Source organism: Rhodanobacter sp. UC4438_H5, from assembly GCF_052978405.1.
Genome location: NZ_CM129672.1, coordinates 819,060 through 830,676, shown reverse-complemented (window position 1 = coordinate 830,676; position 11,617 = coordinate 819,060). Strand labels below are relative to the sequence as shown.

Genomic DNA, 11,617 nt, shown 5'->3' with positions numbered 1-11,617 from the left:
TTTATGGGTATCGTGAACATCGACGACGATCTGCACAGTCAGATTCGCAGGGCGAGCGCAGTGACGTGCCGATCCATCAACGCGCAGGCGGCCTTCTGGATCAAGGTCGGCATGTTGTGTGAAATGAGCCCCACGCTGACTTTCCAGGAGGTTCTCATGCGGGAACTCCACGCCGCCGGTGTCGAGGCACGGCCGCTCGCACCCGGTGCCGCATGACCAAGCGACCGGAAGAAGTCGCGCTGATGGCCGAGTCGGGCAGGCTATTGGCCGATGTATTCGGCTACGTGGACCAGTTGAGCCTGGCCGGCATGTCGACCATGCAGGTGAACGACCTGGTCGAAAGCTACATCGTGGACGAACTCGTTGCGCGTCCGGCGAGCAAGGGGCAGTACGGCTATGCCCATGCACTGAACTCCTCACGCAACGACGTCGTCTGTCACGGTGTCCCGTCTCCGTCGGAAATCCTGCGAGACGGAGACATCGTGAATTTCGACATCACGCTGGAAAAAAATGGATTCATCGCCGACTCCAGCAAGACCTACCTCGTCGGCGATGTGACGCCAGCGGCCAAGCGACTCGTGCAGGTGGCGCATGAAGCCATGTGGAAGGGGATCAGGGCTGTCCGCCCGGGTGCCCGGCTCGGCGATGTGGGCCATGCCATCGAGCATCACGCCCGACGGAATGGCTACTCGGTGGTGAGGGAGTATTGCGGGCACGGAATCGGCCGTGAAATGCACGAACCGCCGCAGGTGTTGCATTGGGGAAGGCCGCAAACCGGTCTGGTATTGCGGGAGGGCATGGTGTTCACCATCGAGCCGATGCTCAACCAGGGCCGCCGGACCGTGCGGACCGAGGATGACGGCTGGACGGTCGTCACTCGGGACGGAAAATGGTCGGCACAGTTCGAGCATACGGTGGCGGTGACGCGAAACGGCGTGCGGGTCCTGACGCTGCGCCCCGAGGAAAGACCGGCCGGCTGAATCAAGCCGCCTGCCATGCCGGCGTCTGCCGCTCCGGGTTTGGCGCGGCCCCGCGCATGACCGGGTTCGCCGCACGGAAAACGGAAGGGCCCGCGCCGATGACGCGGGCCCTGATGCATGCACGAATGTGCGGCTTACTTCGCCGGCACGCCCATTTCCTTCAGCAGGTTGTCGGCGTGGTCGAGGTGGTGCATCACCCACAGCATGTAGCGCACGTCGACCTGGATCGAGCGGTTGAGCTGCGGGTTGAACAGCCAGTCGCCGCTGACCGACTCCCAGTTGCCGTCGAACGCCAGGCCGACCAGCTGGCCGTTCGCGTCCATCGCCGGCGAACCGGAGTTGCCGCCGGTGATGTCAAGGTCGGCGAGGAAGTTGACCGGCAGCGTGCCCAGCTTCGGCGAGGCATAGCTGTCGAACGCCTTGGCCTTGATCGCGACCAGCTCGGCCTTGGGCGAGTTGAACGGCTCGATGCCGGTGTCCTTCTCGACGATGCCCTGCGCGGTGGTGAACGGCGCGTAGCTCACGCCATCACGCGGCGCCACGCCCTGCACGTTGCCGAAGGTGACGCGCAGCGAGCTGTTCGCGTCCGGGTAGACCGGCAGCTTCTGCGAGTCCTTCCACGCGATCATCGCCTGCATGTAGCGCGGGCGCAGCTTGCTCATCTCGCCGGCGCGGGCATCGGATTCGTCCTCCAGCGCCTTCAGCTGCGGCTGCACCGCGCGAGCGAGCCTGAGCATGCTGTCGGAGCTGGCGTCGATCGCCTTGCTGTCGGCGCCGAACCACTTCATGCGCTCGTCGACGTTGCCGAGCTTGCTGCCGGCGTACAGCGCGGCAACCTTCGCCTTGATCGCCGCCTCGGTGCTTGCACCATCGAGCCACTTGTCCAGCGCCGGCAGGCGCTGCGCCTGCGGCAAGGCCACGTAGCGCTTGAGGCCGTAGACCATGAACTGCTGGTCGACGCCCGGGTCGTAGCGGCGATCCATCTGCTTCAGGCCGCCCTCGATGCGCACCCAGTCGCGCTGCTGGTAGCCGGCGTCGCGGTCGAGATCGGCCTTCGGGCGCTCCTTCGCCAGGTGGGTCAGGCGCACCGCGGTGCCGAACAGCTGGGCGCGGCTGACCAGACCGATGGCCAGGTCGCGTTCGCGATTGGCCCGGTCGGCGGCGATCTGCTGGCGCAGCTTGCCGATATCGGCCGCCAGCGCGGTGTTATCGGCGCCGCCCTGCTGCTTCAGCCAGGCCTCCAGCTGCGCTTCCTGCGCGCGCTTCACCGTGACCGCGTCGGCACGATGCAGGCCTTCGAGCTGGCCGCCGAAGTTCTTCAGGTAGTTGTTGAGACCGGCGACCATGCTGGCGTACTTCACCGCCACATCGGGATTGGCCTTGCCGGCGGTGTTGATGATGTCCAGCGTGTCCTCGTACACCTTGATCTGGGTCGGGTACGTCCAGTCGATCGCGCTCTGCACTTCGTCGGCGAGACGGTAGCGGTTGGTGCGGCCCGGGTAGCCGACCACCATCACGTAGTCGCCGGCTTCCACGCCCTGCGGGTTCACCTTGAGCACATGCCTGGGCCGGTACGGCACGTTGTCCTTCGAGAAGGCGGCGGACTTGCCGTCCTTCGAGACATAGGCGCGCAGGTAGCCGAAGTCGCCGGTGTGGCGAGGCCACATCCAGTTGTCGACGTCACCGCCGAACTTGCCGATGGATTCCGGCGGCGCGTAGACCAGGCGCACGTCCTTGATTTCCAGTTGCCTGATCAGCTGATAGCTGTAACCGCCGTGGAAGGTGTAGACGTCGCAGCGGTAGCCTTCGCTCTCGCACGCCTTGACCTGCTCCTTGATCGCCAGCTCGATCGCCTTGTAGCGCTCGGCGCCGCTCATCGCGTCGGTGAGCTTGGCGGTGATCTCTTTCGTGACGTCGCGGATTTCCTCGGTGACGAAGATCCGCGCGGACGGGCCGGCGGAGAGCTCGTCCGCCTGGGTCTTCGCCAGGAAGCCCTTCTCGATCAGGTTGTTTTCCGGCGTGGAGTTCAGCTGCAGCGCGCCGTAGACGCAGTGGTGGTTGCTCACCACCAGACCCTCGGGGGAGACGAACGAGGCGGTGCAGCCGCCCAGGCTGACGATCGCGCCCATCGGGTAGGCGGTGAGGTCGGTCAGCGTTTTCGGATCGAGTTTCAGGCCGTGCTGCTGCAGCGTGGCGGCGATACCGGGAAGCTGGGCGGGCTGCCACATGCCTTCGACGGCATGGGCGGACGAGATGAAGCCGACGGATACGGCGGCAGCAAGCAATAGACGGCGCAAAGGGAATCTCCTGGTGAAAGCCGGCCCCGGGAAGCAGGCGAAAGTGGCGCAATAACTTTCGACTTATGCCCGAGCCGGGCGAGTGCGGCATATGCCGCAAGTCATGCCTGCGACATTCAGCGCGCACGCATACTCGTCCGGGCAGGCGATCGCAGGTGCTTCCAGCGCATCGAAGTCCCTTCCGCGCCATCGCAGTGACTTGCGCCGCCAGGCACCGCACACGACCCGGAAAATTCGCACGGACAGCGGTCACGCGCCGCCGCGCTCTATAATTGACGTTTAACCGCCCGCATCGCGGGCCAGCCGATGGATTTCCCATGCCGCAGACAATGAAAGCCCTGGTCAAGCGCAAGCCCGAACAGGGCATCTGGATGGAAGAGGTGCCGATGCCCGAGGTCGGCCCCAACGAGGTGCTGATCAAGATCGAGAAAACCGCGATCTGCGGTACGGATCTGCATATCTACAAGTGGGACGAATGGAGCCAGCGCGTCATCAAGCCGGGTCTTACCATCGGCCACGAGTTCGTCGGCCGCATCGTCGAGATCGGCCCGGGCGTCACCGGCTACAAGGTTGGCGACCGCGTCTCGGCCGAGGGCCACATCGTCTGCGGCCACTGCCGCAATTGCCGCGCCGGTCGCCAGCACTTGTGTCCCAATACGGTGGGCATCGGCGTGAACCGCAACGGCGCGTTCGCCGAATACATGGCCATGCCGGCATCCAACCTGTGGCCGATCCCTGACCAGATTCCGTCCGAACTGGCCGCGTTCTTCGATCCGTACGGCAATGCCGCGCATTGCGCGCTGGAGTTCGACCTGATCGGCGAGGACGTGCTGATTACCGGCGCCGGCCCGATCGGCATCATCGCCGCCGGCATCGCCAAGCACGTGGGCGCGCGCAACGTCGTCGTCACCGACGTGAACGATTTCCGCCTGAAGCTCGCTGCCGACATGGGCGCCACCCGCGTGGTGAACGTGACCAACGCCTCGCTCAAGGACGCGATGAAGGACCTGCACATGGAAGGCTTCGACGTGGGCATGGAGATGAGCGGCAACCCGCGTGCCTTCAACGACATGCTCGACTGCATGTACCACGGCGGCAAGATCGCCCTGCTCGGCATCCAGCCAAAGGGGGCCGGCATCGACTGGGACAAGGTGATCTTCAAGGGCCTCACCCTGCAGGGCATCTACGGCCGGCGCATGTACGAGACCTGGTACAAGATGACCCAGATGGTGCTGACCGGCTTCCCGCTGCAGAAGGTGCTCACCCACCAGATCCACATCGACGACTTCCAGAAGGGCTTCGACCTGATGGATGCCGGCCAGTGCGGCAAGGTCGTCTGCTCCTGGAACTGAGCACCGCCGCAACCTCCACGCCACACACTTCTGCACCCGGAGATTCCATGACTCCATCCGCGAAAGCACGTTACGCCACCGAACTGGCGGCCATCCGCGAGTACGGCCTGTTCAAGGCCGAGCGCATCATCATCTCGCCGCAGTCTGCCGAGATCGAGCTGGAAGGCGGCCGCAAGGTGCTGAACTTCTGCGCCAACAACTACCTCGGCCTGGCCGATCATCCGGCGGTGATCCAGGCGGCCAAGGATGCGCTCGACAGCCACGGTTTCGGCATGGCAAGCGTGCGCTTCATCTGCGGCACCCAGGATCTGCACAAGGAACTGGAGGCGAAGATCGCCGAATTCTTCGGCACCGAGGACACCATCCTGTACGCCGCCTGCTTCGACGCCAACGGCGGCCTGTTCGAGCCGCTGCTGGGTGAGGAAGACGCGGTGATCTCCGACGCCCTGAACCACGCGTCGATCATCGACGGCGTGCGGCTGTGCAAGGCCACCCGCTACCGTTACGCCAACAGCGACATGGCCGACCTGGAGAAGCAGTTGCAGGCGGCCGACGCGGCCGGCGCGCGGACCAAGCTCATCACCACCGATGGCGCGTTCTCGATGGACGGTTTCATCGCCAAACTCGACGAGATCACCGCGCTGGCCGCAAAGTACGATGCCATGGTGCACATCGATGAATGCCATTGCACCGGTATTCTCGGCGATACCGGCCGCGGCTCGGCTGAATTGCACGGCGTGATGGACAAGATCGACATTTTCACCGGTACGCTGGGCAAGGCCCTCGGCGGCGCGCTCGGCGGTTTCACCACCGGGCCGCGGGAAGTGGTCGAACTGCTGCGCCAGCGTTCGCGCCCTTACCTGTTCTCCAACTCGCTGCCGCCGCACGTGGTGGCCGCGGCGATCAGGGTATTCGACATGCTGGCCAGCGCCGGCGATCTGCGCGACAGGCTGAAGGAGAACACCCGCTATTTTCGCGAACGGATGACGGCCGCCGGCTTCGACATCAAGCCGGGCGTGCACCCGATCGTGCCGGTGATGATCCACGACGCGCCCAAAGCGCAGGCGATGGCTGCCGCGCTGCTGGCGGAAGGCATCTATGTCACCGGATTCTTCTATCCGGTCGTGCCGCAGGGGCAGGCACGCATCCGCGCGCAGATGAGCGCGGCGCACACCCGCGAACACCTCGACCAGGCGATTGCAGCCTTCACCAAGGTCGGGCAAACCCTGGGCGTGATTCCGCGCTGACACCGAGGCTGGTGCGGCCGCAGCCTGGCCGCGCCGCCATCACGGCCGCTTCGCCGCCAGCGAACGCACCTCGTGCTCTTCCAGCCGGCGCCACTGGCCCTTCGCCAGTTCGCCAAGCGCAAGCGGGCCGATCGCCACCCGGATCAGCCGCATCACGTCGAAACCCAGCGCCGCCAGCAGCCGACGAATATGTCGGTTGCGGCCTTCGTCCAGCACCACTTCGAGCCATGCATTCTTTGCGCCCGCACGCAGCAGCGTGACGCGGCGCGCCTTCAGGCGTTCACCGGCATCCTCGACGCCCGCCAGCATCGCGGCCAGCACCGCAGCATCCGGCAGCCCCGCGACCTGGACGTGATAAGTCTTCTCCAGATGCGTCAGCGGGTCGGTGATGGCAGCCGCCCAACGGGTGTCGTTGCTCAGCAGCAACAGTCCTTCGCTGGCCTTGTCCAACCGGCCGACCGGACCCAGCCAGGGCAGCCCGGCGGCCGCCAGCGCGGTGTAGACCGTCGCGCGACCATGCTCGTCGGCCGCGCTGACCACGATGCCGCGCGGCTTGTTGAAGGCCACGTGGACAGGCGTGGCCCGGCCCACGGCTTCGCCGTCGATGGCGATCCCCTGGCGGTCGATCAGGGTCGGATGCTGGGGGTCGCGGACGACCCGCCCGCCCACACTGACCCGGCCCGCACGAATCCACTGCTCGGCCTGACTGCGCGAGCACACACCCAGTTTGGACAGCACGCGGGCAAGCCCGTAGCGCGACGGCGGAGTCGGCCCGGTCGCGCGCGCCGGGTGGAAGGAAGAAGGACGGGACATCGTGCAAGCGTATAGGTCGGGGCCGCGGGGCAACAAGAATCATCGCCGGCGAAGACAAAAAAAGCCCGGCCGAAGCCGGGCTTTTTCCTGTTAGCTACCGCGGTTCGTTTACTGCTGAACCTGCAGCTCCGTGCGACGGTTCTGCGCACGGCCCGCATCGGTTTCGTTGTCGCCGATGGGGTTGCTCTCGCCGTGGCCGATCGGGCCTTCCAGACGGCTGGCATCGATGCCATGGCTGGTCAGGTAGTTGTAGACGATCGAGGCGCGACGCTCGGACAGCTTCTGGTTGTATGCGTCCGTGCCCTTCGAGTCGGTGTAGCCGGCCACGGTCACGTGCACCTGCGGGTAACGCTGCAAGGTGTCGACGGCCTGGTTCAGCACCGAGATCGAATCGGCCGTCGGCTCGGCGAGCGACTTGGAGATGTCGGTTTCACCGGCCTTCGGACGATCGAACTTGAAGTTCACGCCACGCAGGTCGATCACCACCTTCTGCGCGCAACCATCCGGGCCCACGATGGTGCCGGCGGCGGTGGCAGGGCACTTGTCCTCGCAATCGTTCACGCCGTCCTGGTCGCTGTCCTGGGTGGAGCAGTCGGCCGGCGCGGGTGCAACCGGTGCCGCTACCGGCGCCGGAGCGGCGGCAGGCGCACCAAAGCGCGAGGCAACGGTCAAGCCGAGGAACCAGTCACCATAGCTGCTGTTGGCGGGATGGGTGTCCTTGTCCCAGTCGAAACGATAGCCCGCTTCCAACCGGATGTTGGTGCTGTCGGTGACCATCTTGGACACGCCGCCGCCGATCTGTGCAGCAGGCGCCCAGCCATTGTCCAGCTTGTTCTGGTGATGGCTGCCCATCACGCCGACCATGCCGTAGGGGCGCCATGCATTCCAGTCACCGGCATAGAACCGGGCAGCCGCACCGACATTGGTGCTGGCCCAGGAATCGCTGCTGTGACCGCCGCCAAGGGCCGGGCCCTTGTCCATCTTGCGCTTCGTGCGGTCGACGAAGAAATCGAGCGACATGTTGGGCGAGAAGAAGCGACCAAAACCCAGGCCGTAGTAGATCTGGCGGCTATTGGTATCGCGCTCGGTGTCGTTGACGTAGCCCCCCACCGTCGGCGCGATATACCAGCGCCCGTCATAGGACGAGATGGCGGTTTCACTGCTCGAGGCATCGGCCGGTGCCGCAGCCGTGTCCTGCGCATGAACGGCACCTACGCCGCCCAGGGCGAGCGCGATCAGAAAATACAAGCCCTTACGTTTCATCAGGTGTCTCCTCGATTATTAAAATTTGAGTCCGTTCGACCCATACCAGAAAGTCGCACGTCAGAACTTAACTCGATTCAAGGCCCTACCGGCCCGCGCTTGGCGTGTCCTGGACAAGCGACCCGCATTGTAGCAAAAACGTTAAGTAGCAGTTGCGTCGCGTACGCTTTCGCAACCATTCGGTGCAACATCATTCAGGTAAGTGATCGTGCCGGGCCAATCCCTTCACAGAGCGGCGAAACTGGCTAAACGACTCGCCGCCACGCAGTGGTTCATCTCCGACCGAACCGAATGTTCCATGACGGACGTGCCTACAATGTGAAGAGACCCAGGAACTGATGCAGCGGCATGGAGTCCAAGTGCGCCGGATCGCGCGTGGCATCCATGATCGCCTTGACCCGATGGGCCGGCAGATGACTGCGCATGGCCGCCTCGAATTTTTGCAGCAAGACGGGAATGCCCTCGGCCCGGCGCTTGCGGTGACCGATCGGATAATCGACGGACACTTTGCCGGTATGGCTGCCGTCCTTGAAGAATACCTGCACCGAATTGCCGATATAACGCTTGGCCGGATCGAAATAGTCGCGGGTGAACTGCGTATTTTCCACCACCGTCATTTTGTCGCGCAGTGCGTCGATGCGCGGGTCGGCGGCGACCTCGTCGTTGTAATCGCTGGCCACCAGGCGGCCGAAGATCAGCGGCACGGCGACCATGTACTGGATGCAGTGGTCGCGATCGGCATAGTTCGCCAGCGGGCCGGTCTTGTCGATGATGCGGCAACCCGCTTCCTGCGTCTCGATGACGATCTTCTCGATCTGATCGAGCTTGCCGGCCACCTCGCCATGCAACTGCATGGCGCATTCCACGGCAGTCTGCGCATGAAACTCGGCCGGATAGCTGATCTTGAACAGCACGTTCTCCATCACGTAGCTGCCGAACGGGCGCTCGAACTCGAACGGCTTGCCGCCGAACGCCACATCGTAGAAGCCCCAGGTCTTTGCCGACAGCGCAGACGGATACCCGACCACGCCGCGATACACCGCATTGATCGCGTGGGTCACCGCGCGACGGCAGGCATCGCCGGCGGCCCAGCTCTTGCGCGGACCGGTGTTCGGCGCATGGCGATAGGTGCGCAACGCGCCGTTGTCGATCCAGCTGTGCGACACGGCGGTGATGATCTGTTCCTTGCTGCCACCGAGCATCGCGGTGGCCACCGCGGTGGAGGCCAGTCGCACGAGGATCACGTGGTCCTGGCCGACCCGGTTGAAGCTGTTCAGCAGCGCGTAGCAGCCCTGGATCTCGTGCGCCTTGATCGCGTAGCCAAGCACGTCGCGCACGCTCAGCGGTTGGCCGCCTTCGCGCTCCGCCTTGCGGCTGAGGTAGTCGCCGACGGCCAGGATGCTGCCGAGGTTGTCCGACGGATGGCCCCATTCGGCCGCCAGCCAGGTGTCGTTGAAATCCAGCCAGCGGATCTGCGTGCCGATCGCGAACGCCGCCTGCACCGGGTCCAGCTCGTGGCTGGTGCCCGGCACGCGCGCACCGCCCGGCAGCGTGGCGCCCGGCACCAGCGGGCCGAGGTGCTTCACGCACTCCGGAAACTTCATCGCCATCATGGCGGTGGCCAGCGAGTCCAGCAGCATGTAGCGCGCAGTGTCGTAGGCCTCCCGCGAATCGATCTGGTGATCGACCACGTAATCGGCGATATCAACCAGCGGCTGGTCGGGATCGGGACGGACGGCGGAACGGATGTCGTGCGCACTCATGGCGGGATCTCGTGGCGAGGGAAAACCGCCATTTTAGCCGACTGTCGTCGAACGCGTTGCTTGACCGCACCGCGCCCGGGCCGTGACAATCGCCGCCAGCCCAGAAGGGAGTAGTTCTCGCGGCAAGTCCACCTTCCGCGATGCGACGATCGTCAGCACGAGCGAGGTTTCGCTCCGGTCGTCCGGCAGTCATCCTGCGAACAAGACTTTTGTGGCGGGCATGGGCCGCGCGCGTCCATGGCTGCCGCATTGTTCGACGCGCATGGAACCCCCGATGACCCTCGCTGCTCCCGATTTTCTCTCTGGCCTGCTCACCATCATCCTGCTCGACCTCGTGCTGGCCGGCGACAACGCCATCGTCATCGCCATGGCCGCCAGCCGGCTGCCGAAGCATCTGCAGAAGAAGGCGGTGTTCTGGGGCACCTTCGGCGCCGTGGCCGTGCGCTTCGCGCTCACCGCCATCGTGGTGTTCCTGCTCAAGCTGCCCGGCTTGATGCTCGCCGGCGGCCTGCTGCTGCTGCCGATTGCCTGGCAACTGCTGAATCACGGCGACGACGATGGCCCTGACATCAAGGCCGGCAGCACGTTCTGGAGCGCACTGCGCACGATCATCGTCGCCGACGCGTTGATGGGGCTGGACAACGTGTTGGCGATCGCCGGTGCCTCCAAGGGCCATCTGGGCCTGGTCATCATCGGCCTGCTGGTCAGCGTGCCGCTGGTGGTATGGGGCTCGACCCTGATCCTCAAGCTGATCGACCGCTTCCCGATCATCATGTACATCGGCGCCGCCGCGATTGCGATCACCGCCGGCCGCATGATCGCCCACGACCAGTTGATCAGCGGGTGGTTCGACGCCCACGCCTGGGCCGCGTATGGCCTCGACGTCCTGGCCATCCTGGTCATTTGCGGTGGCGGCTGGCTGGTCCAGCGTCGCCGGCGGCGACTGCGGCAAGCCGGCGCATAGGCGCGGCCTCGCCGGCCGGCCTTCTCCGGACCTTACGCGATTCAACCAAGGCGACAGCGCGCTGTCGCGCACGGCCCGATGTTCTTGCACAGATATTAATTATCGTAATACGATAACTATCTGCCGCCCAGGAACCTCCCATGTCGTCTGCCGCCCGCACCGAATCCCTTCGCCCCGCCGCCGAGCCCGCCCATGCGCGGACGACACGCATCCAGCGGCGTGCCAACGACATCATGTCGTTCGCCAGCATCCTCGCCTTCTGTACCGTGGGCGGCTGCATGCTGCTGGCGCTCCTGTTCTGGCAAGTCAGCGGCATGACCCGGATGGACTCCGGCTCGGCGCAGCAACTGCTTGAACGCTGGCACCTGCTGCCGAAAACCTCGTTCGACGGCGCCGTACTTTCCGCGGCCCTGCTGCTGGCACTGGTGGCCGCGATGGCGCCGATCGTGTGCCTGCGCCGACTGGGCAAGGCGTTGCGCGCACCGTCGCCGCTGAACCTTGTCGTCGCACGGTGCTTCTCGTGGCTGGGTCACGCCTTGCTGGTCAACCTCATCGGAGGGTTTGCCGCCGGGCTGGTCGCCGCCACCCAGATCCCGCAATACCAGCTCAGCCTCGGCATCGGCTTCCTGGGCACGCTCACCGCCGCCATCCTCGCCTATGCGGTGGCCGAAATGGTGCGCGAGGGGGCACGCGCCGCCGAGGAGAACCGGGCGTTCGTCTGATGCCGATCATCATCGAACTGGATGTCATGCTGGCGCGGCGCAAGATGAAATCCAGGGACCTGGCCGCGGCGGTCGGCATCACCGAAGCAAACCTGTCCCTGCTCAAGCAGGGCAAGGTGAAAGGCGTACGCTTCAGCACGCTCGACGCGATCTGCACGGCACTGGCGTGCCAGCCCGGCGACCTGCTGCGCCACGTCGACGACGAGCCCTGAAAAT

At 65.1% G+C, this 11,617-nt stretch carries 11 protein-coding genes; 7 read left to right on the top strand and 4 right to left on the bottom strand.

Annotated features, from left to right (window positions below; all coding sequences use genetic code 11):
- Positions 1-3 precede the first annotated feature (3 nt).
- The gene (locus ACVCL9_RS03780; RefSeq protein ID WP_395121377.1) at positions 4-216 is read left to right on the top strand and encodes a ParD-like family protein; all 213 of its coding nucleotides are present in this window, start codon (positions 4-6) and stop codon (positions 214-216) included.
- The gene (map, locus tag ACVCL9_RS03775) at positions 213-980 is read left to right on the top strand and encodes a type I methionyl aminopeptidase (protein WP_447099063.1); all 768 of its coding nucleotides are present in this window, start codon (positions 213-215) and stop codon (positions 978-980) included. The genes ACVCL9_RS03780 and map overlap by 4 nt, the downstream gene beginning before the upstream one ends.
- A gap of 134 nt (positions 981-1,114) precedes the next feature.
- On the opposite strand, the gene ACVCL9_RS03770 is transcribed toward map, so the two are convergent.
- The gene (locus ACVCL9_RS03770) at positions 1,115-3,277 is read right to left on the bottom strand and encodes a S46 family peptidase (protein WP_447099064.1); all 2,163 of its coding nucleotides are present in this window, start codon (positions 3,275-3,277) and stop codon (positions 1,115-1,117) included.
- 317 nt (positions 3,278-3,594) lie between these two features.
- Here ACVCL9_RS03770 and tdh point away from each other — a divergent pair, with 317 nt between their 5' ends.
- Both tdh and kbl read left to right on the top strand, forming a co-directional pair.
- Complete coding sequence (gene tdh / locus ACVCL9_RS03765) at positions 3,595-4,629, top strand: L-threonine 3-dehydrogenase (RefSeq protein ID WP_447099065.1); 1,035 nt, start codon at positions 3,595-3,597, stop codon at positions 4,627-4,629.
- Between the two features lie 47 nt (positions 4,630-4,676).
- Positions 4,677-5,876 carry a glycine C-acetyltransferase gene (gene kbl / locus ACVCL9_RS03760; protein ID WP_395118093.1) on the top strand — a complete coding sequence of 400 codons (1,200 nt, stop codon included), beginning with the start codon at positions 4,677-4,679 and terminating at the stop codon, positions 5,874-5,876.
- A gap of 39 nt (positions 5,877-5,915) precedes the next feature.
- Here the strand turns inward: kbl and ACVCL9_RS03755 are convergent, their stop codons facing one another.
- The 3 genes from ACVCL9_RS03755 to ACVCL9_RS03745 form a co-directional block, all read right to left on the bottom strand.
- Positions 5,916-6,689 (bottom strand): pseudouridine synthase, encoded by a 774-nt coding sequence (locus ACVCL9_RS03755; RefSeq protein ID WP_447099460.1) that lies wholly within the window; start codon positions 6,687-6,689, stop codon positions 5,916-5,918.
- A 108-nt stretch (positions 6,690-6,797) separates the two neighbouring features.
- Positions 6,798-7,952, bottom strand: a complete 1,155-nt coding sequence (locus ACVCL9_RS03750; protein WP_395118089.1) for an OmpA family protein — start codon at positions 7,950-7,952, stop codon at positions 6,798-6,800.
- A 311-nt stretch (positions 7,953-8,263) separates the two neighbouring features.
- Complete coding sequence (locus ACVCL9_RS03745) at positions 8,264-9,715, bottom strand: bifunctional 2-methylcitrate dehydratase/aconitate hydratase (RefSeq protein ID WP_447099066.1); 1,452 nt, start codon at positions 9,713-9,715, stop codon at positions 8,264-8,266.
- Positions 9,716-9,989: 274 nt separating this feature from the next.
- Between ACVCL9_RS03745 and ACVCL9_RS03740 the strand changes: the two genes are divergently transcribed.
- The 3 genes from ACVCL9_RS03740 to ACVCL9_RS03730 all read left to right on the top strand — a co-directional run bounded on the left by ACVCL9_RS03740 (position 9,990) and on the right by ACVCL9_RS03730 (position 11,613).
- Positions 9,990-10,679: a TerC family protein gene (locus ACVCL9_RS03740; protein WP_447099067.1), complete on the top strand. Its 690-nt coding sequence runs from the start codon at positions 9,990-9,992 to the stop codon at positions 10,677-10,679.
- A 140-nt stretch (positions 10,680-10,819) separates the two neighbouring features.
- The gene (locus tag ACVCL9_RS03735) at positions 10,820-11,401 is read left to right on the top strand and encodes a hypothetical protein (protein WP_447099068.1); all 582 of its coding nucleotides are present in this window, start codon (positions 10,820-10,822) and stop codon (positions 11,399-11,401) included.
- On the top strand, positions 11,401-11,613 hold the full coding sequence (locus tag ACVCL9_RS03730; protein ID WP_395118082.1) for a helix-turn-helix domain-containing protein: 213 nt from the start codon (positions 11,401-11,403) through the stop codon (positions 11,611-11,613). Before ACVCL9_RS03735 ends, ACVCL9_RS03730 begins: the two co-directional genes overlap by 1 nt.
- The last annotated feature ends 4 nt before the right edge of the window (positions 11,614-11,617 follow it).